Source organism: Pseudomonas neuropathica (assembly GCF_015461835.1).
GTDB lineage: Bacteria > Pseudomonadota > Gammaproteobacteria > Pseudomonadales > Pseudomonadaceae > Aquipseudomonas > Aquipseudomonas neuropathica.
In genome coordinates this window covers 108065-132078 of the sequence record NZ_JACOPX010000012.1, presented here as the reverse complement: position 1 = coordinate 132078, position 24014 = coordinate 108065, and the positions used below count along the sequence as shown (strand labels likewise).

The 24014-nt window shown below is 59.2% G+C and carries 21 protein-coding genes; 13 read left to right on the top strand and 8 right to left on the bottom strand.

The genetic code is table 11. The features are described 5' to 3' along the window. The first annotated feature begins 46 nt into the window (after positions 1-46). The 12 genes from H8F23_RS18755 to H8F23_RS18700 all read left to right on the top strand — a co-directional run bounded on the left by H8F23_RS18755 (position 47) and on the right by H8F23_RS18700 (position 12372). Positions 47-1039 (top strand): D-cysteine desulfhydrase, encoded by a 993-nt coding sequence (locus H8F23_RS18755; protein ID WP_194935380.1) that lies wholly within the window; start codon positions 47-49, stop codon positions 1037-1039. 286 nt (positions 1040-1325) lie between these two features. Beyond that, complete coding sequence (gene tcyJ, locus H8F23_RS18750; RefSeq protein ID WP_095047088.1) at positions 1326-2126, top strand: cystine ABC transporter substrate-binding protein; 801 nt, start codon at positions 1326-1328, stop codon at positions 2124-2126. Further along, a complete protein-coding gene (tcyL, locus tag H8F23_RS18745; RefSeq protein ID WP_095047087.1) occupies positions 2126-2791 on the top strand; it encodes a cystine ABC transporter permease in 666 nt (221 codons plus the stop codon). Before tcyJ ends, tcyL begins: the two co-directional genes overlap by 1 nt. 4 nt (positions 2792-2795) lie before the next feature. Further along, positions 2796-3545, top strand: coding sequence for an L-cystine ABC transporter ATP-binding protein TcyN (gene tcyN, locus H8F23_RS18740; protein WP_093440573.1), 750 nt, complete (start codon positions 2796-2798; stop codon positions 3543-3545). Between the two features lie 470 nt (positions 3546-4015). Beyond that, positions 4016-4780 (top strand): hypothetical protein, encoded by a 765-nt coding sequence (locus tag H8F23_RS18735; RefSeq protein WP_194935379.1) that lies wholly within the window; start codon positions 4016-4018, stop codon positions 4778-4780. 290 nt (positions 4781-5070) lie between these two features. After that, positions 5071-6312: an SfnB family sulfur acquisition oxidoreductase gene (locus tag H8F23_RS18730; RefSeq protein WP_194935378.1), complete on the top strand. Its 1242-nt coding sequence runs from the start codon at positions 5071-5073 to the stop codon at positions 6310-6312. Positions 6313-6337: 25 nt separating this feature from the next. Next, positions 6338-7531 carry an SfnB family sulfur acquisition oxidoreductase gene (locus H8F23_RS18725; protein WP_194935377.1) on the top strand — a complete coding sequence of 398 codons (1194 nt, stop codon included), beginning with the start codon at positions 6338-6340 and terminating at the stop codon, positions 7529-7531. After that, positions 7531-8889, top strand: coding sequence for an LLM class flavin-dependent oxidoreductase (locus H8F23_RS18720; RefSeq protein WP_194935376.1), 1359 nt, complete (start codon positions 7531-7533; stop codon positions 8887-8889). The genes H8F23_RS18725 and H8F23_RS18720 overlap by 1 nt, the downstream gene beginning before the upstream one ends. Before the next feature lie 119 nt (positions 8890-9008). Continuing rightward, complete coding sequence (locus tag H8F23_RS18715; RefSeq protein ID WP_194935375.1) at positions 9009-9818, top strand: MetQ/NlpA family ABC transporter substrate-binding protein; 810 nt, start codon at positions 9009-9011, stop codon at positions 9816-9818. Between the two features lie 2 nt (positions 9819-9820). Then, the gene (locus tag H8F23_RS18710; RefSeq protein WP_194935374.1) at positions 9821-10942 is read left to right on the top strand and encodes a methionine ABC transporter ATP-binding protein; all 1122 of its coding nucleotides are present in this window, start codon (positions 9821-9823) and stop codon (positions 10940-10942) included. Beyond that, positions 10932-11576: a methionine ABC transporter permease gene (locus H8F23_RS18705; protein WP_034151854.1), complete on the top strand. Its 645-nt coding sequence runs from the start codon at positions 10932-10934 to the stop codon at positions 11574-11576. The genes H8F23_RS18710 and H8F23_RS18705 overlap by 11 nt, the downstream gene beginning before the upstream one ends. Before the next feature lie 169 nt (positions 11577-11745). Next, on the top strand, positions 11746-12372 hold the full coding sequence (locus H8F23_RS18700) for a class I SAM-dependent methyltransferase (RefSeq protein WP_194935373.1): 627 nt from the start codon (positions 11746-11748) through the stop codon (positions 12370-12372). 196 nt (positions 12373-12568) lie between these two features. Here the strand turns inward: H8F23_RS18700 and H8F23_RS18695 are convergent, their stop codons facing one another. Genes H8F23_RS18695 through H8F23_RS18685 form a run of 3 tightly spaced genes read right to left on the bottom strand, consistent with a single transcriptional unit; the run spans position 12569 to position 17777 of the window. Continuing rightward, positions 12569-15616, bottom strand: a complete 3048-nt coding sequence (locus H8F23_RS18695; RefSeq protein ID WP_194935372.1) for an efflux RND transporter permease subunit — start codon at positions 15614-15616, stop codon at positions 12569-12571. Continuing rightward, positions 15613-16677, bottom strand: coding sequence for an efflux RND transporter periplasmic adaptor subunit (locus H8F23_RS18690; protein ID WP_194935371.1), 1065 nt, complete (start codon positions 16675-16677; stop codon positions 15613-15615). Before H8F23_RS18690 ends, H8F23_RS18695 begins: the two co-directional genes overlap by 4 nt. Further along, positions 16674-17777: an efflux RND transporter periplasmic adaptor subunit gene (locus H8F23_RS18685; protein ID WP_194935370.1), complete on the bottom strand. Its 1104-nt coding sequence runs from the start codon at positions 17775-17777 to the stop codon at positions 16674-16676. The genes H8F23_RS18690 and H8F23_RS18685 overlap by 4 nt, the downstream gene beginning before the upstream one ends. Before the next feature lie 137 nt (positions 17778-17914). Here H8F23_RS18685 and H8F23_RS18680 point away from each other — a divergent pair, with 137 nt between their 5' ends. Then, positions 17915-19111, top strand: coding sequence for an AAA family ATPase (locus H8F23_RS18680; protein ID WP_194935369.1), 1197 nt, complete (start codon positions 17915-17917; stop codon positions 19109-19111). Between the two features lie 433 nt (positions 19112-19544). On the opposite strand, the gene H8F23_RS18675 is transcribed toward H8F23_RS18680, so the two are convergent. From H8F23_RS18675 to H8F23_RS18655, 5 genes are all read right to left on the bottom strand, one after another. After that, positions 19545-20417, bottom strand: a complete 873-nt coding sequence (locus tag H8F23_RS18675; RefSeq protein ID WP_194935368.1) for a transporter substrate-binding domain-containing protein — start codon at positions 20415-20417, stop codon at positions 19545-19547. Continuing rightward, the gene (locus H8F23_RS18670; protein ID WP_194935367.1) at positions 20414-21196 is read right to left on the bottom strand and encodes an amino acid ABC transporter ATP-binding protein; all 783 of its coding nucleotides are present in this window, start codon (positions 21194-21196) and stop codon (positions 20414-20416) included. Before H8F23_RS18670 ends, H8F23_RS18675 begins: the two co-directional genes overlap by 4 nt. After that, complete coding sequence (locus H8F23_RS18665) at positions 21193-21852, bottom strand: amino acid ABC transporter permease (RefSeq protein WP_194935366.1); 660 nt, start codon at positions 21850-21852, stop codon at positions 21193-21195. The genes H8F23_RS18670 and H8F23_RS18665 overlap by 4 nt, the downstream gene beginning before the upstream one ends. Continuing rightward, entirely contained in the window at positions 21833-22498 is a 666-nt protein-coding gene (locus H8F23_RS18660) for an amino acid ABC transporter permease (RefSeq protein ID WP_038359751.1), read from the bottom strand. Before H8F23_RS18660 ends, H8F23_RS18665 begins: the two co-directional genes overlap by 20 nt. A gap of 670 nt (positions 22499-23168) precedes the next feature. After that, complete coding sequence (locus H8F23_RS18655) at positions 23169-23966, bottom strand: MetQ/NlpA family ABC transporter substrate-binding protein (protein ID WP_007918708.1); 798 nt, start codon at positions 23964-23966, stop codon at positions 23169-23171. Between the last annotated feature and the right edge of the window lie 48 nt (positions 23967-24014).

Sequence of the window (24014 nt, the reverse complement as noted above, 5' to 3'; positions counted from 1 at the left end):
AGCGCGTGCCTATAGTCCTTTCATCTTCCTCCGCCAGTACGGACTCATGATCAAACAACAGCTGGACCGCTTTAACCGTCTCGACCTGCTCGGCCACCCGACGCCCCTGGAAAAACTCGAACGCCTGTCCACCTGGCTCGGCCGCGAGGTGTACATCAAGCGCGATGACCTGACGCCGCTGGCCATGGGCGGCAACAAATTGCGCAAACTCGAATACCTCGCTGCCGATGCCTTGGCGCAAGGTGCCGATACGCTAATTACCGCCGGTGCGCTGCAATCGAACCATGTTCGTCAAACCGCCGCACTCGCCGCCAAACTCGGTCTTGGCTGTGTGGCGCTGCTGGAAAATCCGCTGGGCACTGACGACAGCAATTACACCGGCAACGGCAACCGCCTGCTGCTGGATCTGTTCGATACCAAAGTCGAACTGGTCGACAACCTCGACAACGCCGACGAACAACTGACCGCCCTCGCCGCCCGCCTGCGCAGCAACGGCAAGAAGCCGTATCTGGTGCCAATCGGTGGCTCCAATGCGCTCGGTGCGTTGGGCTATGTGCGCGCAGGTCTGGAACTGGCCGAGCAGATCAACGACACCGGCCTGAATTTCGCCGCCGTGGTGTTGGCCTCGGGCAGTGCCGGCACTCACAGCGGTCTGGCATTGGCGTTGAGCGAAGTGCTGCCGCAATTGCCGGTGATTGGCGTGACGGTTTCGCGCAGTGAAGAAGATCAGCGGCCGAAGGTTCAGGGACTTGCCGAACGCACGGCGGCGCTGCTCGGCGTCGAACTGCCGGCCAGTTTCAAGGTCGAGTTGTGGGACGAATATTTCGGCCCGCGTTATGGCGAGCCGAATGCCGGGACGCTGGCGGCAGTGAAGTTGCTGGCGAGTCAGGAAGCAGTGTTGCTGGATCCGGTTTATACCGGCAAGGCGATGGCGGGATTGCTGGACGGGATCGGGCGTCAGCGTTTTGATGAGGGGCCGATCATTTTCTTGCACACCGGCGGCGCGCCGGCGTTGTTTGCCTATAGGGATTTTTTGTAAGAGCAAGATCAAAAGATCGCAGCCTGCGGCAGCTCCTACACGGGATTACCTGTAGGAACTGCCGCAGGCGGCGATCTTTTTCCACAGACAACACATATTCCAATAAAGAATAACATTTCAGATATTAAGTATTTTCAAGTCTAACGCAGACATCTTATAGTCTCGCCGCAGGCGAATTTCGCGAGAGACGCATAAGCTGCTTTAAGGCAGGATAGCGCTGTCGTCCGAATCACCAATTCGCCAACTTTCCTTAAGCGTCTTCCATAAGAAAACACAGGGGCTTGTCATGAATTTTTCCGCACTACGTCGCAATCTGCTGGTGGGTTCGCTGGGCCTTGCGCTGAGCGCCGGCCTGATCGGCCAGGCAGTGGCCGGTGAACAGTTGCAACAGATCAAGGACAAAGGCGTTATCAACGTCGGCCTGGAAGGCACTTACCCACCGTTCAGCTTTGTTGATGCCGACGGCAAGCTGTCCGGTTTCGAAGTCGAATTCTCTGAGGCGCTGGCCAAAGAGCTGGGTGTGAAGGTCAAACTGCAGACCACCAAGTGGGATGGCATCCTCGCGGCGCTTGAGTCCAAGCGTCTGGATGCAGTGATCAACCAGGTGACCATTTCCGAAGAGCGCAAGAAGAAGTATGACTTCTCCGAGCCGTACACCGTTTCCGGGATTCAGGCGCTGGTGCTGACCAAGAAAGCCGCCGACCTGAACATCAAATCCGCTGCCGATCTGGGTGGCAAGAAAGTCGGCGTGGGCCTGGGCACCAACTACGAGCAGTGGGTCAAAGCCAACGTGCCGACCGCTGACGTGCGCACCTATGAAGATGATCCGACCAAATTCCAGGACCTGCGTGTCGGCCGTATCGACGCCATCCTGATTGACCGTCTGGCCGCACTGGAATACGCCCGCAAAGCCAAGGACACCACTGCCGCAGGCGAACCGTTCTCTCGTCAGGAAGCTGGCGTTACCTTGCGCAAAGGCGAGCCTGAACTGTTGGCTGCAGTGAACAAGGCTATCGAAAAGCTGCGCGCCGATGGCACGCTGGCCAAGCTTTCGGAAAAATACTTCAGCGCTGACGTCACTAAATAATGGAAGCAACTTTCCAAATCGTACGGGAGGCCATGCCCTTTTTGCTCAAGGGCATGTACTTCACGGTCATCCTCAGCCTCGGTGGCATGTTCTTCGGCTTCCTGCTCGGCTTCAGCCTGGCGTTGATGCGTCTGTCGCGCTTCAAAGTGGCGAACTGGATTGCCCGCATCTACGTGTCGTTTTTTCGCGGCACGCCGTTGCTGGTGCAACTGTTCGTGATCTATTTCGGCTTGCCACAGGTGGGGATCGAACTCGATCCGATCCCGGCCGCCCTGATCGGCCTTTCGCTGAACATGGCGGCCTACATTTGTGAAATCCTGCGATCTTCGATCAGCTCGATCGAACGCGGTCAGTGGGAAGCCGCTGCGAGCATTGGCATGACCCGCGCGCAAACCCTGCGGCGGGCCATCTTGCCGCAAGCGATGCGTACGGCATTACCGGCGCTCGGCAACAGCTTCATTTCACTGGTCAAGGACACTGCACAGGCGGCCACTATCCAGGTGCCGGAGTTGTTACGTCAGGCGCAGTTGATCAGCGCACGTAACTTCGAAATTTTCACCATGTACCTTAGTGCCGCACTGCTCTACTGGATTCTGGCCTCGGTGCTCGCGCACCTGCAGAACAAACTGGAAGAGCGGGTCAATCGGCACGACCAGGAGTCCTGACCCCATGATTGTCGTGGAAAAACTGACCAAGCAATTCAAGGGTCAGGTCGTGCTCAACGGCATCGACCTCGAGGTCAAGGAAGGCGAAGTCGTCGCGATCATCGGCCCCAGCGGGTCGGGGAAAACGACGTTCCTGCGCTGCCTGAACTTCCTTGAACAACCCACCAGTGGCCGGATCAAGGTCGGCGATATCGAAATCGATACCAGCCGCCCGCTGAACCAGCAGCAAAGTCTGGTGCGCAACCTGCGCCAGCATGTGGGCTTCGTGTTCCAGAACTTCAACCTGTTCCCCCATCGCACCGCACTGGAAAACGTCATCGAAGGCCCGATCGTGGTCAAGAAGATGCCGCGCGACGAGGCAATTGCGTTGGGCAAAAAGCTGATGGCCAAGGTCGGACTCGCCGGTAAGGAAGACGCTTATCCGCGTCGTCTCTCTGGTGGTCAGCAACAGCGCGTAGCGATCGCCCGGGCGCTGGCGATGGAACCGGAAGTGATTCTGTTCGACGAGCCAACTTCGGCGCTCGATCCGGAACTGGTCGGCGAAGTGCTGGCGACCATTCGTGGCCTGGCTGAAGAAAAACGCACTATGGTGATCGTCACCCACGAGATGGGGTTTGCTCGTGACGTGGCCAACCGTGTGGTGTTTTTCGATAAAGGCGTGATCGTCGAACAAGGCGAAGCGAAGGCATTGTTTGCCAACCCGAAAGAAGAACGTACTAAACAGTTTCTCAGCAAGTTTCTGAATCACGCCTGAGAACTTTTATTGCGTCACCGATAACTTCCACGGATGGAAGTCCCCTTTATAAAACTTCTACCTGCTTCAGCCCCTCTCAAACAAAACATATCCCTAACAGTACATATATATGTTCTGCAACAGATAACACCCGCCTCCTTCCATGCCACATCAAATGATAGTGCTCAAATAAATCCGCGCATAAAACGCCGAGAAAGCCCTGTGCCCCGTGGTTAATTTCGCTTGACCACCTAGGCATATGGCCGCAACGACGTAGGAAACTTCTGATTAATTCGTAATTCACGGATTAACTAATATCGTCTATTGACACCCCATCCCGCAGACTCTTATCTAGTCGGCAACCGGCATCAACTAGTTTAACCACCCCGTCTTCAACTTGAATAAAAGCCCAAAGCTTTATTGCCAGTTTATTCACGCTTTTTGTTCTTTCAGAAACGGACTTCGCTGCAAGGCTTCAAGGAGAGAAATCGATGACCCGCACTTCGCATACCCCCGAAATGGCAGCGCCGACCCTCGCGCCAGCGCAAAAAACCGGCATCAATCTGGCTGCCGCCGCACACCTCTTGATCGAGGTGTCGCCCTACCCTGATATGGACAGCGGCGATCTCATCGAGCTGTTCTGGAACAAATGCTATGTCGCTTCCAAAGTGCTGACGGCGGATGACGTCGGCACAACTGTCAGCCTGCGAGTGCCGGAAAGTTTCATCGCCAACGGCACCGCGCGCATCCACTACCGGGTGATGCAGGTCGGTCAGGGGCCGGCGTTTTCGGCGGCGACGCGCGTACAGGTCAAACTGGACTGCCCTGGCGGGCAACCCACGGCGCTGAGCGCAGACGAAAATCAGCAACTGGCCCCGGTGGCCATCCCCGACGCCATACGCCGTCAGGGCGTCAATCCGAACCAGATCAAACGCGGTGTGCCGCTGACCATCGAGCCGTATCTGAACATGGCCGAGGATGACGCCATCACCTTGCGCTGGGGTGACGTGCGCATGGATCTGGCACCGGTCACCGCCGCAGATATCGGGTTACCGATTCGAGTCTGGGTACCGCCGTCGGTGATCGTCGAAGCAGGCGAGGATCTGCGCCTGGACGTGACGTATTGCATTCTCGATCGGGTCGGCAACAACTCCCGCTGGGCACCGCCCCGCACCTTGAAAATCGGCTGTGCAAATCCTTATCTGAAAGTCCCGCTCAGGCCCGAACTCAAAGCCGCCGAATCCCGCAAGCCCTGAACACAATGCCCCTGTGGCGAGAGAGCAAGCGCCCTCGCCACCGGATCATTCCAGCCGAAAAAAAATTCTTAACCAACCCGATCATCACCTCTTCTATGCATATTCCTAAAAGTTAGTTTATTTAATATTTATACACGTTTAGGGTATATAAACCGGACCACCGGACATTCATTCGTTCGCCGCACATTTGCGGCGTTTTTCATGAGATGTGAGGTAGGTAGTATGGTCCGGAACACAATCACCCCAGTGCAGATCGCCAGGGCATTGCGTGCAGCCAAGGAGCGGCACTGATGTCCAGTCTGGCAGATGCAAACGTCCAGTCGGATCTGGACATCGCCCCGTTGTTGTTGCCTGCGCAGGTCTTGCGCAACGACGCCCAGGCCATCAAGGCTGCCCATGAACTGGCGCAAGTCGCCCGCGTGCAGGCGGCCAAACGCGACCGTCAGCGCAAGCTGCCGTGGTCGGAAATCGAACAGTTCACCCGCAGCGGATTAGGCAGCATCGCCATCCCGCGCGAATACGGTGGCCCGCAGGTTTCTTTCGTCACCCTGGCCGAGGTGTTCGCGATCATTTCCGCCGCCGACCCGGCGTTGGGGCAGATCCCTCAGAACCAGTTCGGCATCATCAATCTGGTGCTCGGCAGCGCGACCGAGGAGCAGAAAAAGCAGCTGTTCCAAAGTGTTCTGGAAGGCTGGCGCATCGGCAATGCCGGTCCTGAGCGGGGCACCAAAAACACCCTGGAACTGAAAGCGCGGATCACCGCTGATGGCGATGATTTCGTGATCAATGGCCAGAAGTTTTACTCCACTGGCGCGCTGTTTGCGCACTGGGTTGCGGTCAAGGCGCTCAACGATGACGGCAAGCAAGTGCTGGCCTTCGTTCGTCGCGGCACACCGGGTTTACGCATCGTTGATGACTGGTCGGGCTTCGGTCAGCGCACCACCGCCAGCGGCACGATTCTGCTGAACAACGTGCGTGTCGAGTCGAGCCTGGTGGTCGACAATTGGAAAATCAACGAAGCCCCGAACACACAAGGCGCGGTGTCGCAGCTGATTCAAGCCGCCATCGACGCCGGCATTGCCCGTGGCGCCATAGACGACGCCATTGAGTTCGTCAGAACCCGCGCACGGCCGTGGATCGACGCCAAGGTTGAGCGCGCCAGCGATGACCTCTATGTGATCGCCGACATCGGCAAACTGAAAATCGAACTGCACGCCGCCGAAGCGCTGCTGCGCAAGGCCGGCAAAGTGCTCGATCAAGTGCACGCCGCGCCGATCACCGCCGAGTCCGCCGCACGCGCTTCTATCGCCGTGGCGGAGGCGAAAGTGCTGACCACCGAGATCTCGCTGCTGGCCAGTGAAAAGCTTTTCGAACTGGCCGGCAGCCGCGCCACCCTCGCCGAATTCAACCTCGACCGTCACTGGCGCAACGCCCGCGTGCACACGTTGCACGATCCGGTGCGCTGGAAATATCACGCGGTCGGTGCCTATCGCCTCAACGGCACTTTGCCTGCTCGCCATTCCTGGATCTGAGACGACCAGACATCTGGAGAAACCTATGACTTTTTCCCATCACGTCGCGGTCATCACCAGCGATGAGCAAGCCCTGATCGTCGCCAGCGACCTGGCCGAAGATTTCAAACGCGACAGCGCCCTGCGCGACCGTGAACGCCGCCTGCCTCTGCCGGAACTCGACGTGTTTTCCCGCTCGGGTCTGTGGGGCATCAGCGTACCGAAGGAATACGGCGGCGCTGGCGTGTCCAACGTAACGTTGGCCAAAGTCATCGCGCTGATCGCTCAAGCCGACGGCTCGCTCGGGCAGATTCCGCAAAATCATTTTTACGCGCTGGAAGTGCTGCGGGTTAACGGCAGTCACCAGCAGAAACAACGGCTTTATGCCGAAGTGCTGGCCGGGCAACGCTTCGGCAACGCCTTGGCGGAACTGGGTACAAAAACCGCCCACGACCGCGTCACCAGCCTCAAGCGCGACGGTGACGGCTATCGCATCAATGGCCGCAAGTTCTATGCGACCGGCGCGATTTATGCCCAGCGCATTCCGACTTCCGTTGTCGATGAAAACGGTGTGCAGCAACTTGCCTTCGTCCCGCGTGACAGCAAAGGCCTGACCGTGATCGACGACTGGAGCGGCTTCGGCCAGCGCACCACCGGCAGCGGTTCGGTGGTGTTCGAAGACGTGTACGTCGCGGCTGAAGACGTGCTGCCGTTTCAAAGCGCCTTTGAACGTCCAACCACCGTCGGCCCGCTGGCGCAGATCCTTCACGCCGCCATCGACACCGGCATCGCCCGCGCCGCTTACGAAGACGCCCTGCACTTTGTGCGCAGCAAGACCCGGCCGTGGATCGACTCCGGCAACGACAAAGCCACTGAAGATCCATTGACGCTGAAAAGCTTCGGCCACTTGAGCATTCGCCTGCACGCTACCGAAGCCTTGCTCGAACGTGCCGGCGAATTCCTCGACGCAGCGCAAGCCGAGACCAGTGCAGAAACCGTCGCTGCCGCTTCGATTGCCGTCGCCGAAGCACGGGCGATCAGCACTGAAATCTCTTTGGCCGCCGGCAGCACGCTATTCGAACTGGCCGGCAGCCAGGCGACCCTGATCGAACACGGCCTCGACCGCCACTGGCGCAACGCCCGCGTGCACACCTTGCACGACCCGGTGCGCTGGAAATACCACGCGGTGGGCAACTACTACCTCAACGATGAAAACCCTCCATTGCGAGGGACGATCTGATGAGCGCCGTGAAAAAGAAGATTCTGCTCAATGCGTTCAACATGAACTGCATCGGCCACATCAACCATGGCCTGTGGACGCATCCGCGCGACACCTCGACGCGCTACAACACCATTGAATACTGGACCGAACTGGCGCAGCTGCTGGAGCGCGGACTGTTCGACGGATTGTTTATCGCTGACATCGTCGGCGTGTATGACGTCTATCAGAACTCGGTGGACGTGACGTTGAAAGAGTCGATCCAGTTGCCGGTCAACGACCCGTTGCTGCTGGTCTCGGCGATGGCCGCAGTGACCAAAAACCTCGGCTTCGGCCTGACCGCCAACCTCACCTACGAACCGCCGTATCTGTTCGCCCGGCGCATGTCGACGCTCGATCATTTGAGCCGTGGTCGGGTGGGCTGGAACATCGTTACCGGTTACCTCGACAGCGCTGCGAAAGCCATGGGCCTCAGCGAACAGGTCGAACATGACCGTCGTTATGATCAGGCCGACGAGTACCTGGAAGTGCTCTACAAACTCTGGGAAGGCAGCTGGGAAAACGGCGCGGTGCTCAATAACCGTGAGCAGCGAATCTACGCCAACCCGGAAAAAGTGCACAAGGTCGAGCACAAGGGCGAGTTCTATCAGGTCGAGGGTTATCACCTCTGCGAACCCTCGCCACAACGCACACCAGTGCTGTTCCAGGCCGGCAGTTCTGAGCGCGGTTTGCTGTTCGCCGGGCGTCACGCCGAGTGCGTATTCATCAGCGGTCAGAACAAGCCATCGACCAAGGTTCAGGTCGACAAGGTTCGCGCCAGCGCCGTGGAAGCCGGGCGTAATCCTGAAGACATCAAGGTGTTCATGGGCCTTAACGTGATTGTCGGCGAGACCGAAGAAGCCGCGTGGGCCAAGCATGCCGAGTATCTGAGCTACGCCAGCGCCGAAGCCGGCGTGGCGCATTTTTCCGCATCGACCGGCATCGACTTTTCCCAGTACGAGATCGACGAACCGATCCAGTACGTGAAGAGCAACGCTATTCAATCGGCGACCAAGAACCTGCAGAACAATGACTGGACCCGGCGCAAATTGCTCGACCAGCACGCCCTCGGTGGCCGCTACATCACCGTGGTCGGTTCGGCTGAGCAAGTGGCGGATGAGCTGGAATCGTGGATCGCCGAGACCGGCCTCGACGGGTTCAATCTGACCCGGATTGTTACGCCGGAGAGCTATGTGGATTTCATTGAGCTGGTGATCCCCGAACTGCAACGACGTGGGTCGTACAAGACCGCGTACGACAACGGCAGCTTGCGCGAAAAGCTGTTTCACGGCGCGGCGCAGCTACCGGAGCAACACACCGGCTCTTCGTACCGGCATTAAAAGCTTCGCGAGCAAGCTCGCTCCCACATTTGGAATGCATTTCCCTGTGGGAGCGAGCTTGCTCGCGAAGAGGCCCGACCAGACACCACAAATCTTATGCACTGACTGGAAAAACCATCATGCCCCAGAAAATCCTGTCCCACCCAGTCAAAGCACTGGCCCTGGCCCTCGGCCTGTTCAGCTCGGCGCTGTTCGCCGCCGACGCCCCACTGAAAATCGGCACCACCGCCGCCTTCGCCATCCCGCTGGAAGCCGCTGTCGAAGAGGCCTCAAAACAAGGCTTGAAAGTCGAGCTGGTGGAGTTCACCGACTGGATCGCGCCGAACGTCAGCCTCGCCGCCGGCGACATCGACGTGAACTACTTCCAGCACATTCCGTTCCTCGAAAACGCCAAAGCCGCCTCGGGTTTTGATCTGGTGCCGTTCGCCCCGGGGATCATCAACAACGTCGGTCTCTACTCGAAAAAATACAAAAGCTTCGATGAGTTGCCCGAAGGCGCCAGCGTCGCCATCGCCAACGACCCGATCAACAGCGGCCGTGGTTTGCAACTGCTGGCCAAGGCCGGTTTGATCACGCTGAAACCGGGCGTCGGCTACAAAGCCACCGAAGACGACATCATCGCCAACCCGAAGAAAATCAAAATCCTCCAGGTCGAAGCCGTGCAATTGGTGCGCGCCTATGACGACGCCGATCTGGTCCAGGGCTACCCGGCCTACATTCGTCTGGCGAAGACCTTCGATGCCGGTTCGGCGCTGCTGTTCGACGGTCTCGACCACAAGGAATACGTGATCCAGTTTGTTATTCAGCCGAAGAGCAAAACCGACCCGCGCCTGATCAAATTCGTCGACATCTACCAGCACTCGCCAGCCGTTCGCGCTGCGCTGGATAAAGCTCACGGCAAGCTCTATCAAGCCGGTTGGGAAAGCTGAGCATGACGGCCGCGATCCAACGGCGACTGGGAATTCCAGAGCCACACAATGCTGAAAAAACCGAGCTGCACCCTGAGCTGAATCGCGCCCACGTACGCTTCATCGGTCTGGGCAAAACCTACAACGGTCGACAAGGCCCGGTTGCGGCTTTGCAGGGCATCGATCTGGCAATTCAGCGCGGGGAAGTGTTCGGCATCATCGGCCGTAGCGGCGCTGGTAAGTCGTCGCTGATTCGTACGATCAACCGTCTGGAACAGCCGACGTCCGGGCGCGTGCTGATCGATCAGGTCGACATCGGCGAATTCGATGAAGACCGTCTCGTCGCTTTGCGCCGGCGCATCGGCATGATCTTCCAGCACTTCAATCTGATGTCGGCCAAGACCGTTTGGCAGAATGTCGAATTGCCGCTGAAAGTCGCGGGCGTGCCAAAAGAGCAGCGCGACAAAAAAGTCCGCGAATTGCTCGAACTGGTCGGTCTGCAAAGCAAGCACAAGGCTTATCCGGCGCAGCTTTCCGGCGGGCAGAAACAACGCGTCGGCATCGCCCGTGCGCTGGTGCATGACCCGGACATTCTGCTCTGCGACGAAGCGACTTCGGCCCTTGATCCGGAAACCACGCAATCGATCCTCGGCCTGCTGCGCGAGATCAACCAACGCCTGGGCCTGACCATCATATTGATTACCCATGAGATGGCTGTGATTCGCGAAATCTGCGCCCGCGTCGTCGTGCTGGAGCATGGCCGGGTGGTTGAGCAAGGCCCGGTCTGGGAAGTGTTCGGCAATCCGCAGCACGAGGTCAGCCAGACCTTGCTCGCGCCGCTGCAACACGCGTTGCCGGAAGAACTGCGGAGTCGTTTGCAAGCTCAAGCGCCGTCCTCCGACGCCGCTGTGGTGCTGCGTTTGCAGTTCACCGGCAGCGCCAGTGACGAGCCGGATCTGGCGGCACTGTTCGCTGCATTGGGTGGCCGGGTGAAGCTGCTTCAGGGCGGCGTCGAACGGATACAGGGGCATGCGCTGGGGCAATTGTTGCTGGCGGTGAGCGGCTCTTCGTTCAGCGCCGAGCAACTGCGTGAACGCGCCACGCCTTGGGCGCAACGGGTGGAGGTACTGGGTTATGTGGTTTGATCGCTTGTTGCAGGGTTTTATCGACACGTTTCTGATGGTCGGCGTGTCGTCGCTGATCGCCTTGCTGGTGGGGATTCCCATGGCGGTGATCCTGGTCACCAGCGACAAGGGCGGCATCTACGAGGCGCCGGTGCTGAATCGTGCCTTGGGCGCGTTCGTGAACCTGTTTCGCTCGATCCCGTTTCTGATTCTGATGGTCGCGCTGATTCCGTTTACCCGGTTGATTGTCGGCACCACGTACGGAGTGTGGGCGGCCGTGGTGCCGCTGACGATTGCGGCGACGCCGTTCTTTGCGCGGATTGCCGAAGTGAGTCTGCGCGAGGTCGATCATGGTTTGATCGAAGCCGCGCAGGCGATGGGTTGCCGGCGCTGGCACATTGTCTGGCATGTGCTATTGCCCGAAGCGCTGCCGGGGATTGTCGGCGGGTTCACGATTACGCTGGTGACGATGATCAACTCCTCGGCCATGGCCGGGGCGATTGGTGCCGGTGGCTTGGGGGATATCGCTTATCGCTACGGCTATCAGCGCTTTGACAGCCAGATCATGTTGACGGTGATTGTGTTGCTGGTGGCGTTGGTCGCGGTGATTCAGTTGGGTGGGGATCGCTTGGCGCGGGGGTTGAACAAGCGCTGAGTCTGGCCGAGTTCATGTAGCGACTTCACAACCGCTTTCGCGAGCAGGCTCACTCCTACAGGGGGAACGCATTTCAAATGCAGGAGTGAGCCTGCTCGCGATGGGCTGCGCAGCCGCCCCGCTTCATGGCGTATATTCGGCGAATCCCAACTGCCCGCGTATACCGACCATGAAGCAGACCCCCACCGATCTCGAACAGATCACCGCCACCACCCTCGGCCATTACAACTCAGTGGCCGAAGACTTCCGCGAAGGCACCCGCGATCACGATGTCAGCCAGAACACCGATGCGTTGCTACGGCATATTCAGGGCACGGCGCCATACACGATTCTGGATTTTGGCTGCGGTCCAGGGCGAGATCTGCAAACGTTTACGCGCATGGGGCATGTCGCTGTGGGGCTCGACGGCTCGCAAGAGTTTGCGCGAATGGCCCGTGAGGACAGTGGCTGCGAGGTGCTGCAACAGGACTTTCTGAAGCTGGATCTGCCGGCCGAACGCTTCGACGGCATCTTCGCCAACGCGGTGTTGTTTCATGTGCCGTTGCAGGAGTTGCCGCGGGTGCTCAAGCAATTGCATGGTGCCCTGAAGCCCGGTGGTGTGCTGTTCAGCTCGAATCCACGCGGGGATAACCGTGAGGGCTGGAACGGGCCGCGGTACGGTTCGTATCACGATCTGGCGGCGTGGCAGGGGTTATTGACGGAAGCGGGGTTTGTCGAGCTTGAGCATTACTATCGGCCGGCCGGGCTGCCGCGTGAGCAGCAGCCTTGGTTGGCCAGCGTTTGGCGTAAGGCTTGAGTCGAGTCAGAGACAAGCCTCTCACCCCCAGCCCTCTCCCAGAGCAGATTGGGGGAGATTGTAGAAGTACACCGACTTGATCGAACTTCGCTGAATCCAAAATCGACCCGATCCTTCAGGTCGATGGATAGCTTCAGACACCGCGGTCAGTCCCCTCTCCCCCCGGGAGAGGGTTAGGGTGAGGGGCGCTGTTGACTCAATCCTTCTTCGGTTCGCGAATCTTGTACCAGGCCACATACAGCGCCGGCAGGAACAGCAGCGTCAGCAACGTCGCCACCACAATCCCGCCAATCATCGCGTAAGCCATCGGTCCCCAGAACACTTCCCGGGCAATCGGGATCATGCCCATGCTCGCCGCTGCCGCGGTCAACAGGATCGGCCGGCGCCGGTGCTCGGTCGCTTCCACCACCGCATCCCACGGCGCATAGCCCTTCTTCTCAAACTCATCGATCTGCGTCACCAGAATCACCGAGTTACGGATGATGATGCCGATCAGCGCGAGAATCCCCAGGATCGCCACGAAGCCCATCGGCGTGCCGGTCGGCACCAGCGCCAGCACTACGCCGATCAGCCCCAGCGGCGCGACACTCGCGACGAGGAACATCTTCTGCACGCTGTGCAACTGGATCATCAGGAAGGTCGCCATCAAAAACAGCATCAACGGCAAAACCTTGGCAATCGGCCCTTGGGCCTTGCCGCTTTCCTCGACCGTACCACCGGTGGCGACCTTGTAGCCCACTGGCAGTTTGTCAGCAAAGGCATCAATCGACGGCTTGAGCAGTTTCACCAGATCGGTCGGCTGGATCTCGTCGCGCACCGAGGCCTTGATGGTGATGGTCGGCAAGCGGTCACGACGCCACACCAGCGGCTGCTCCAGTTCATAACGCACGGTGGCGAACGCCAGCAGCGGAATCGACGTGCCGCTCGGGGTGACGATCTGCAGGTTTTGCAGGGTTTCCGGAGTGCCGCGTTCCGAATCCACCGCGCGCCCGACCACATTGATCAGGTAGATATCGTCATCGACCTGAGTCAATGGCGAGCCGCTGACGATGCTGTTCATCAGTTTCGCCACGTCTTCGGACGACAGCCCGAGCTGGCGCGCCTTGTCCTGGGCGATGTCGATGCGCAGGACTTTGCCCGGTTCGTTCCAGTCGTAAATGATCTCGCCGATGTGCGAATTCTTGTCCAGTTCGGTGGCCAGGTCGATGGCGTGCTTGCGCACCTGATCAATGTCCTTGCCGCTGATCCGGTACTGGATCGGACGCCCCACCGGCGGGCCCATTTCCAGCGCCTGCACGTAACTGCCAATGCCCACGAAGTCCTTGTGCAAGCGCTCGCGCAGGCGTTGGCTCAACGCCTCACGGGCCTCGAAATCCTTGCTGACGATCACCAGTTGCGCGTAGTACGGGTTCTGCAATTGCTGGTCGAGGGGCAGATAGAAACGGATCGCGCCCTGACCGATGTAGGTGCTCCAGCGCACGATGTCCGGATCACCCTTGAGCGTCGCTTCGAGCTTGTCGACGGCTTTGCGGGTTTCGTCGATCGAGGCGTTTTGCGGCAGGTTCAGGTCGACGAGAATTTCCGGGCGATCCGACGCCGGGAAGAACTGGTTCTGCACAAAACGCATGCAGAAAATCGACAGGGCAAACAACAGCACGGTGATCCCGATCGCCCACCAGCGATTGCGCATGGCCCACAACAGCCCGCCATTGAACGCGCGTCCGATGCGGCCGGGCTCGGCTTCATGAGGTTTCACGTTGGCACTGAGAATGTGCACGCCGATTACCGGGGCGAAGAACACCGCCACCACCCACGAGACGATCATCGCCACCGCGATCACCGCAAACAGCGTGTAGGTGTACTCACCGGCAGAACTGGCGTTGAGGCCGATCGGCACGAAACCGGCGACGGTCACCAGCGTACCGGTGAGCATCGGGAACGCGGTCGAGGTGTAGGCAAATGTCGCCGCCTGCTCCTTGGTCTCGCCCATCTCCAGCCGGGTGACCATCATCTCCACCGTGATCATCGCGTCGTCCACCAGCAAGCCGAGGGCGATAATCAGCGCGCCGAGGGAAATCCGCTGCATGGTGATGCCGCTGTACTCCATGAACACAAACACCATCGCCAGCACCAGCGGAATCGAGCACGCCACCACCAGACCGGCGCGCACGCCGAGACTGATGAAGCTCACCACCAGTACGATAATCACCGCTTCGAACAGCGCGCTGGTAAAGCCGCCGACAGCCTCTTCCACCACCACAGCCTGATCGGAAACGGTGTGCACGCCGACGCCCACCGGCAAGTCCGCCGTCAGCTCATCAATGCGTGTGTGCAGCGCCTTACCAAACTCCTGAACGTTGCCGCCCTTCTGCATGGCAATGGCCAGACCGATCGCCGGTTTGCCGTCGAAGCGGAACTCCGGGGTGGCCGGGTCGACGTAACCACGGCTGATGTCGGCAATGTCGGCCAGACGATAGAAACGGTCATTGAGCTTGAGATTGACCTCGGCCAGATCCTTCTCCGAAGCGAACTGCCCCGAGGTGCGCACGGAAATCCGCTCGGGGCCAGCCTCGATCACACCCGCCGGGGTTACGGCGTTTTGTGATTGCAGGCTTTCCACCACCTGACGCTGGTCGATACCCAGCGCGGCCAGTTTGCGCGTGGAGAAGTTGAGGTAAATCACTTCGTCCTGCTGGCCGACCATTTCGATCTTGCCCAGCCCCGGTACGTTGCGGATCTCGGCGCGGGCCTGCTCGACGTAGTCGCGCAACTGGCGCATGGTCAGACCGTCAGCGGTGAACGCATACACCGAACCGAACACATCACCGAATTCGTCGTTGAATCCCGGCCCCTGAATCCCTTGGGGAAACTGCCCGCGAATGTCATCGATCTTCTTGCGCACCTGGTACCAGATTTCCGGGATGTCCTTGGCACTGGTGGTGTCGCGCAGGTACACGTACACCGTCGATTCGCCGGGGCGCGTATAGCTTTTCACGTAATCGAGGGAGTCGAGTTCTTCGAGTTTTTTCTCGATGCGGTCGGTGACCTGCTTGAGGGTTTCCTCCTGCGTCGCGCCCGGCCATTTGGTCTGGATCACCATGGTTTTGATGGTGAATGAAGGGTCTTCTTCGCGGCCCAGATTGAAGTACGAGAACACGCCCATCAGCAACGCGACGAACATCAGGTACCAGACGAATGACTGATGCTTGAGGGCCCATTCGGAGAGGTTGAAAGAGCCTTTCATTGACTGTCCTCGTCAAGTTTCACGGATTGTCCGGGTTTGAGGCTGTTGACGCCGGCGCTGACCACGCGCTCGCCGTTTTTCACGCCGCCCGCCAGCACCACGCTGCTGTCGCTGCGACTGATCACCGTGATGTCGCGCGGGCTGACGGTTTTGTTTTGCGTGTCGATCACCCAGATCCGTGATTTGCCGTCGACCTCCTGCAGCGCGGTGACGGGCAATTCGATGCGCGGCTTGATCGCTGAACTCAGGGTCACGCTGATCGCCGTGCCGAGGCGAAAGCCGTCCGGCGTGTCGGCCAGGGTCAGGCGTGCACGCCGGGTGCGCGTGGCGCTCTGCGCTTGAGGCTCAATCTCGCGAATGACCGCTGTGGTGTTGATGCTCGGGTCGAGTTGCGCGGCCACCGAGAACACTACGTCGCTGGGAATCTGATCAACCAATGTATCCGGCAGATCGATCACCGCTTCCTTGATGTCCGGTTGCGCCAGGGTCACCACTTGCTGGCCGGCGGTGACCACCTGCCCGGCCTCGGCATTCCACGCAGTGACAACGGCTTTGTGGTCGGAGCGCAATTCTGTGTAGCCGAGCTGGTCCTTGCTCTGATTGACCGCCGCGCGCGCCTGATCCAGCGAGGCCTGGGTGGTTTTCAGATCGGTCGTGGCAATGTCCAGTTGTGCCTGCGCGCCAACGCCGCGATCGAACAGTGCCTGCTGACGGCGCGCGTTGGCTTGGGCGTTGATCAATTGCGCCTGGACTTTCGCCAGATCGCCTTGGGCCGAACGCAACTGGTTTTGCTGATCGGACGGGTCGAGTGTGGCGAGCAGCGTGCCCTTCTCCACTTCGGCGCCGACATCGACGTTACGGCTGGCGATACGGCCACCGACGCGGAAACCGGTGTTGCTCTCGTAACGCGCCTGAATGCTGCCGGCAAAACGCCCGAGGTTTTCCTCGCTCAGCGCTTCGACCTTGACCGACAGCACCGGGCGCACGGGCTCCGGGGGCGGTTCTTTCTTCGAGCAGGCGGCCAACAACACAGCCATCGGTAACAGCCACAGTTGCTTCATGGCTGTGCTCCCGGTTGCAGATCCTTGTAGGTGTTTTCGGCAATCTCGACTTTCATCCCCGGGTGCAACAACTGCCCGCCAGCGACGATGACTTTCTCGCCGCCCTTGAGGCCTTCGCTGATGATGACTTTGCCCGTCAGGTAACGGCCGACGGTGACGGTGTGCAGCTGCGCCTCGCCTTTGTCGTCGACCATCCACACCGCCGGGTCACTAACGTTTTTGGTCAGCGCTGACCACGGCAGTTCAACCGCCGATTTACCTGAGCCTTTGGCCGTGGCACTGACCACCGAACCGAGCTGCATGCCCGGCGGCAGTTTGTCGAGGGTGACCTTGACTTGCACGGTGCCGGACTGCGCCGACACTGCCGGGGTGACTTCGCGTACGGTGCCAGTGGTTTTGATCTCGGGATTGTCGAGCAGGCTGACGGTGATCTTGTTGTCCGTAGGACGCTCGGCGAGCAGTGATTCATAAACGTTGAACACGGCATCGCGATCACCATCGCGGGCCAGACTGAAAATCGGCGCGGTGGCCTGAACCACTTGGCCGACTTCGGCTTGGCGCTCAGTGATGACACCCGGCGCGTCAGCGATCAGTGAGGTGTAACTGAGTTGATCCTTGGCGTTGGCCAGTTGCGCCTGCGCCGCGCTCAAGGCGCTCTGGCTGCTGCGCAACGCGGCCTGGGCGGAATCGTATTCGCTCTGGCTGGTGTAGCCCTTGGGCAGGAGTTTTTGCTGGCGCACGAAGGCGGCCGCACTTTGTTTCACCCGGGCCTGTTCAGCGACGACCTGGGCTTGAGCCGAGTCGACGTTGGTCTGCAAATCCTTGGGGTCGAGTTTGGCCAGCACTTGCCTGGCCGTGACCCGGTCACCGACGTCAACCATACGCTGGATGATCTTGCCGCCGACGCGGAACGACAATTCGGTCTGCACGCGCGCCTGCACGTCACCGGTCAACGTCACCGAAGCGGCGTAATCCGTGGGTTTCACTTCCTGTACAAAGACCCTGGGAAGGTATTCCTCAGGGGCTTTTTTCTCGCCGCAGGCGGTCACCAACGTGATCAGACTCAGCATGACCGCTGTTTTCAAACCGGGACTCGCCATGCAGACTCCTTCCTGTGTACGAACGTGCAAGTGACGATACGACTGTGAGCTTAGAACAGGGTTCAACGTTCGCCCGTTCGATCCTCATATTTCCCTGCGGCAGCTCCTGCAATGGGCGCCTCAAGAGAAGGAATTCCATGCTCAATACTCTCGCGGTGGCCAATTACCGCTCGATCAACAAACTGGTGATCCCGCTCGGCCGGCTGAACCTGATCACCGGCCCCAACGGCAGCGGCAAGTCCAACCTCTACCGGGCCTTGCGCCTGTTGGCGGAAACCGCTCAGGGCGGGGTGGTCAATGCACTGGCCCGTGAGGGTGGGCTAGAGTCGACCTTCTGGGCCGGACCGGAAACCATCAGCAGACGCATGCGCAATGGTGAAGTGCCGATCCAGTCGACGGTACGCCAAGGCGTGAAGCGACTGCGCCTGGGGTTCGCCGGGGAAGATTTCAGCTACTCGATCAGCCTCGGACTCCCCGACTCGAACGGCCACTTCATGCTGCCCGAGCAGTCGCGCCCCATTCCTTCGCGCTTCAGCCTCGACCCGCAGATCAAGCGCGAATGCATCTGGGCCGGCGCGCTTTACCGCCCCGCCAGCCTGCTGGTGGATCGCGACGGCCCGATGATCCGCGCACGCGCCGAGCGCAAATGGGACGTACTGGCGCAACACACACCGAATTTCGACAGTCTGTTCGATCAGGTCGGCAGCCTGCGCAGCTCGCCGGAAGTGTTCCAGATGCGTGAGTTCATTCGCCGCTGGCGATTTTATGATCACTTTCGCAGCGATGCCGATGCACCGGTGCGTCAGCCACAACTCGGCACACGCACACCAGTGCTGCATCACGACGGCCGTGATCTGGCAGCGGCGTTGCAGACCATTATCGAAATCGGTGACGGCGACGCCATGCGTGCGGCGATTACCGATGCGTTTCCTGGCGCACGGGTGCATATCGAAGCTCAGGCCGGTGGAAGGTTTGCCATCGAGTTTTATCAGGAAGGCTTGTTGCGGCCGTTATCGGCGGCGGAGTTGTCGGACGGCACGTTGCGTTATTTGCTGTTGGTTGCGGCGCTACTAACGCCGAGGCCGCCGTCGCTGATGGTGCTGAACGAACCGGAGACCAGCCTGCACCCGGATCTGTTGCCGGCACTGGCGCGGTTGATTATCCGTGCCTCGGAGCAGTGTCAGGTGTGGGTGGTGTCGCATGCGCGGCGGTTGATTTCGGCGTTGCAGGAAGACCCGGAGTGCAATTGCATCGTGCTGGAGAAAACCCTGGGGCAGACCGGAATTGTCGGCCAGCGGGTGCTGGATGAGCCGGCGTGGAACTGGCCGGATTGAGTGATTCAGGCAAAAGCCCCTCACCCTAACCCTCTCCCAGAGGGAGAGGGAACTGATTGGGGGATGCTCAAGAGTGACGCCGACGTGAAAATGCATCTGTGAATCCAAAATCGAAATGACGCCGACGCGAAATGCGTCTGTGAATTCATAATCGACTCGGTTTGTCAGGTCGATGTCTGATGCAAGACACCTCGGTCGGCTCCCTCTCCTTCGGGAGAGGGGACTGATTGGGGGATGCTCAGGAGTGACGCCGACGTGAAAATGCATCTGTGAATCCAAAATCGACATGACGCCGACGCGAAATGCGTCTGTGAATCCATAATCGACTCGGTTTGTCAGGTCGATGTCTGATGCAAGACACCTCGGTCGGCTCCCTCTCCTTCGGGAGAGGGCTGGGGTGAGGGGCGGGCCTCACCACCGACTCAACAGACAATCACCCCTGCCACTTGCCACCCTCGACAATCACGCTCTCAGGCTTGGTGTCATCGCTCAGCTCTTTACGCACATATTGGTCATACAGCTTGAGCAGATACTTCTCTTCACCCAGCTTGGTCAGCTCGGTATTCACCCAGTCACGCAACTCGAGATTGCCCTTCTTCACCGCCGGCGCGATCGGCGCTTCAGCCCCCAGTTTTTCATCCAGCACGCGATAGCCCGGGTTCTGCTTGGCCCAGCTGAACAACACCAGATTGTCCTGTGCGTACGCATCGCCACGACCATTGGCCAGGGCTTGCAGCGATTCGGAGTTTTTCTCGAACTTCAGCAGTTTCCAGTCCGGGTGATTCTTGGTCAGCCAGATATCGGCGGTAGTGCCCGTAGTGACGATGGTGGTGCGGGTCGCCAGGTCATCAAGGTTTTTCACCGAGCTGCTTTGCGGTACCAGCGCCTGCACCGCGACCTTGAGATTCGGGTTAGTAAATTCCACCGCCTCCTTGCGCTCCGGGGTCACGGTCATGTTGGCGAGGATCAGGTCGACCTTGTCGCTTTGCAGGAAAGGGATGCGACTCGCCGGCTCGACGGCGACGAACTCGACCTTGTTTTCATCGCCAAGCAGATCCTTGGCGAAACGGCGGCCGATGTCGGTATCGAAACCGACGTAGCGCCCCGCTTCATCGACAAAACCGAATGGTGGTTTATCGGTGAAGACACCGACAATCAACTTGTCGCGAGCCTTGATCTTGTCCAGATAACCGGCCGGCGCAGTGCTTTCGCTGGCGACTTTCGGCTTCGGCGGTTCTTCGGTTTTGCTGCAACCGGCAAGCAAGGCGAGGCTGAGCAGAGGCAGTAAAAAAGCGGCAGTTTTCATAACAGTTCCAGTTCCTTTGTCGGATTCGTTTTTGGCAGTGTTGCCACAAAGGAGAACTTCTCCAGAAACTGCTGCGCGCGTGCGGTTTGCGGGTTCGTAAAGAAAATCTCGGGCGGGTTCTGTTCAAGGATGCGCCCGGCATCCATGAACACGATGCGATCGGCCACCGCGCGGGCGAAGGCCATTTCATGGGTGACGATCAACAGGGTCATGCCCTCACGAGCGAGGCCCTGAATGACCTGCAAAACTTCCTTGACCATTTCCGGGTCGAGGGCGGCGGTGACTTCGTCGAAGAGCATCACCCGTGGGTTCATGCACAGCGAGCGGACGATGGCGATGCGTTGCTGCTGGCCGCCGGAGAGCTGACGCGGGAAGGCATCGCGCTTGTCCGCCAGGCCAACGCGTTCGAGCAGCGCTTCGGCTTGCTGTTGCGCTTCGCGGCGCTGACGCTTCTGTACCTTGAGCGGGCCAAGTAGCAAATTGTCGAGCACGCTCATGTGCGGGAACAGGTGATAACTCTGGAACACCATGCCGATCTGCTGGCGGATCTCGCGCCAGTCGGTGGACTTGTCCAGCAGCTCGCGGCCGACAAATTTCAGGCTGCCGCTGTGGGCTTCTTCCAGACCATTGAGGCAACGCAGCAAGGTGCTTTTGCCGCAACCGCTAGGGCCGAGGATGACGATCACTTCGCCACTCTGCACCTGCAGGTCGATGTCGTTGAGCACCTGCTGCTCGCCGTAGAATTTGTTGAAACCGTGAAACTCGATCAATGCGCTCATGCTTGCGTCCAGCGCCGCTCCAGCACGCGCGAAGCGGCCGAGAGCGGGTAGCAGATGAAAAAGAAAAACAGGAACAGCGCGCCGTAGATCAGCACCGATTCGTAGGTACGCTCGATGATCTGCTGGCCGACCTTGATCACATCGACCACACCGATCAGCACCGCCAATGAGCTGGTCTTGATGATCCGCGTATAGACGTTGATGGTCGGTGGTGTCATGCGTTTCAGCGCTTGCGGCAGCAGCACGTAGCCGTAGAGTTGCGCGGCGTTCAAACCAATCGAAAGCCCCGCTTCACGCTGCCCGCGCGGCAACGAATGCAACGCACCGCGCGCCACTTCGCCGACTTCACTGGCGCCCCACAGCGACAGCACCAGCACTGCGCACCAGAAACTCGGCAGGCTCAGTCCGAAGAAAATCGGCAAGCCGAAGAACAACAGGTACAGCCAGACCAGCACCGGAATCGCCCGGAACAACTCCAGATACACCCGTAAGAGCGCGTTCAGCCACCTCACGTTGAGCGTGCGCAACACACCGTTAAGCACGCCGCCGACGGTGCTGATGGCGATGCTCAGAAACGAGATCGACAGGGTTTGTCCGGCACCTTTGGCCAATTGCGGCAACGACACCCAGAGCAGTTCAAGACCCGAACTGGCCATGCTGGAGCCTCCTTTCCAGACGGCTGAGCAGCAGCGACAGCGGCAAGAACAGCAGCACGCAGATCAGCGTCAGCACGGCGAGCATTTCGTAGGTTTTGTAGTAGAGCGCGATGTAGCTCTTGGTGGTGTAGAGGATTTCCGGCACGGCCACCGCCGAGACCACGGTGGTTTCCTTGAGCAGGAAAATGAAATTGGCGAACAACGACGGCAGGCTGAGAATCCCCGCTTGCGGCAGGATCACGTAGCGCAGCAACTGGCCATGGGACAGGCCGATTGAGCGCCCTGATTCCAGTTGTGCCTGCGGCACCGCATCGACGCCGGCGCGCAGCACTTCGGTGAGGTAAGCGCCGCCGAGAAAGGTCATGGTGATGATCGCGGCAGTGAAACCAGAGACTTTGATCCCCAACGCCGGCAAGGCGAAGTAGACGAAGAACAACTGAATCAGCAACGGCGTGTTGCGTGCCAGTTCCACATACAGACCCACCAGTCTTTGCAGGTACGGCGTGCGGAACACCAGAATCGTCGCGTTGAGCAGCGCCACCAGCAGCGAGGTGCCAATGGCGATAAAACCGACCTGCAGCGTTACGCCCACGGCTTTGAGAAACGCCGGCAGGGTGCTGAGGATAAATGCGTAATCGAAGGTCATGAAACGCCCTGAACGCCGCTCGGTAAGCGACGGTGGTGCAGTCCATGGGCAGCGGATGGCTGTCCGGCAGACACCGACTTTATAGGTATAAAAACAAGAATTTAAATACCGTTAAAGCATATTGATATCACCCAAAAAACTATCTTGTGGGTTTGCCGGGAAGGAATAAGAAGGCTATTTTTCTTTGCGCTGTAGGAAGGATCTTTTTTTCATGAAAGCCCTCCAAGGACGAACAGCTTTTGGCCAGACTCCCCCGGCCAACCTCATAACAAGGAAGAGAACATGGACGTAAAAGTGCCGCAGCGACTGGATCCGCAGGAGATTGTGAAATTGTTGGTGGCGTTGAGGCGGGCGTTGAAGGCTCAGGTTGCCTGAGGTCAAGATCAACAGCACCCTCACCCCAGCCCTCTCCCCGAGGGAGAGGGGGCCGACCGCAGTGTCTTTCGTCAAACGTCGACCTGAATGACCGAGTCGATTATGGATTCGGTAAAGCCATATCAGGTCGGCGTACTTCCACAGCATCCCCCAATCAGTCCCCTCTCCCTTTGGGCGGTCCGACGTTCCGGGAGGGCTAGGGTGAGGGGCTTTTCAACGCACACACAAGAACGCCGATGCCCATCGCTGGCCATCGGCGTTTTCACACCTTGAAGGGGGTGGTTCGAGCGTCAGATCAGAACGCCGGCAGTACCGCGCCGTTGTACTTCTTCTCGATGAACGCTTTGACTTCCGGGCTGGTCAGGGCTTTGGCCAGTTTCTGGATCGCGTCGCTGTTCTTGTTGTCCTCACGGGCCACCAGGAAGTTCACGTACGGCGAATCAGCACCTTCAATCACCAGCGCATCTTTCTGCGGGTTCAACTTGGCTTCCAGCGCGTAGTTGGTGTTGATCATGTCCAGATCAACTTCTTTCAGAACGCGTGGCAGCAGGGCCGACTCCAGCTCCTTGAACTTGAAGTTGTGCGGGTTCTTGGCGATGTCTTTTGGCGTTGCCAGAGCGTTCTTCGGGTCTTTCAGCTCGATCAGGCCAGCCTTCTGCAGCAGGATCAGTGCGCGGCCGCTGTTGCTGCCTTCGTTCGGGATCGCGATGGTGGCGCCGTCCGGCAGTTCAGCCAGGGTCTTGTACTTGCTCGAGTAACCACCGAACGGTTCAACGTGCACGCCCTGCACGGTCACCAGGTACTTGGACTTGTCGTCCTTGTATTTGCCCTGGTTGAAGCTGTTCAGGTACGGCAGGGTCTGGAAGTAGTTGGCGTCCAGACGCTTCTCGCCGACCTGTACGTTCGGCTGAACGTAGTCGGTGAACACTTTGATTTCCAGATCCACGCCTTCTTTGGCCAGGGTCGGTTTGATCAGCTCAAGGATTTCAGCGTGCGGAACCGGGGTCGCGGCAACCACCAGTTTTTCGCCAGCATTGGCCAGGGAAGCAGTCAGAGCAGCCGCCAATGCGGTAAACAACAGAACCTTTTTCATGCAGTGTCCTTATCGAAAATCACGGTCGTCATCGACGACGGCATTAAT

Coding starts and splice junctions, on each gene's coding strand:
- H8F23_RS18755 (WP_194935380.1), top strand. CDS start 47: ATGATCAAACAACAGCTGGACCGCTTTAACCGTCTCGACCTGCTCGGC.
- tcyJ (WP_095047088.1), top strand. CDS start 1,326: ATGAATTTTTCCGCACTACGTCGCAATCTGCTGGTGGGTTCGCTGGGC.
- tcyL (WP_095047087.1), top strand. CDS start 2,126: ATGGAAGCAACTTTCCAAATCGTACGGGAGGCCATGCCCTTTTTGCTC.
- tcyN (WP_093440573.1), top strand. CDS start 2,796: ATGATTGTCGTGGAAAAACTGACCAAGCAATTCAAGGGTCAGGTCGTG.
- H8F23_RS18735 (WP_194935379.1), top strand. CDS start 4,016: ATGACCCGCACTTCGCATACCCCCGAAATGGCAGCGCCGACCCTCGCG.
- H8F23_RS18730 (WP_194935378.1), top strand. CDS start 5,071: ATGTCCAGTCTGGCAGATGCAAACGTCCAGTCGGATCTGGACATCGCC.
- H8F23_RS18725 (WP_194935377.1), top strand. CDS start 6,338: ATGACTTTTTCCCATCACGTCGCGGTCATCACCAGCGATGAGCAAGCC.
- H8F23_RS18720 (WP_194935376.1), top strand. CDS start 7,531: ATGAGCGCCGTGAAAAAGAAGATTCTGCTCAATGCGTTCAACATGAAC.
- H8F23_RS18715 (WP_194935375.1), top strand. CDS start 9,009: ATGCCCCAGAAAATCCTGTCCCACCCAGTCAAAGCACTGGCCCTGGCC.
- H8F23_RS18710 (WP_194935374.1), top strand. CDS start 9,821: ATGACGGCCGCGATCCAACGGCGACTGGGAATTCCAGAGCCACACAAT.
- H8F23_RS18705 (WP_034151854.1), top strand. CDS start 10,932: ATGTGGTTTGATCGCTTGTTGCAGGGTTTTATCGACACGTTTCTGATG.
- H8F23_RS18700 (WP_194935373.1), top strand. CDS start 11,746: ATGAAGCAGACCCCCACCGATCTCGAACAGATCACCGCCACCACCCTC.
- H8F23_RS18695 (WP_194935372.1), bottom strand. CDS start 15,616: ATGAAAGGCTCTTTCAACCTCTCCGAATGGGCCCTCAAGCATCAGTCA.
- H8F23_RS18690 (WP_194935371.1), bottom strand. CDS start 16,677: ATGAAGCAACTGTGGCTGTTACCGATGGCTGTGTTGTTGGCCGCCTGC.
- H8F23_RS18685 (WP_194935370.1), bottom strand. CDS start 17,777: ATGGCGAGTCCCGGTTTGAAAACAGCGGTCATGCTGAGTCTGATCACG.
- H8F23_RS18680 (WP_194935369.1), top strand. CDS start 17,915: ATGCTCAATACTCTCGCGGTGGCCAATTACCGCTCGATCAACAAACTG.
- H8F23_RS18675 (WP_194935368.1), bottom strand. CDS start 20,417: ATGAAAACTGCCGCTTTTTTACTGCCTCTGCTCAGCCTCGCCTTGCTT.
- H8F23_RS18670 (WP_194935367.1), bottom strand. CDS start 21,196: ATGAGCGCATTGATCGAGTTTCACGGTTTCAACAAATTCTACGGCGAG.
- H8F23_RS18665 (WP_194935366.1), bottom strand. CDS start 21,852: ATGGCCAGTTCGGGTCTTGAACTGCTCTGGGTGTCGTTGCCGCAATTG.
- H8F23_RS18660 (WP_038359751.1), bottom strand. CDS start 22,498: ATGACCTTCGATTACGCATTTATCCTCAGCACCCTGCCGGCGTTTCTC.
- H8F23_RS18655 (WP_007918708.1), bottom strand. CDS start 23,966: ATGAAAAAGGTTCTGTTGTTTACCGCATTGGCGGCTGCTCTGACTGCT.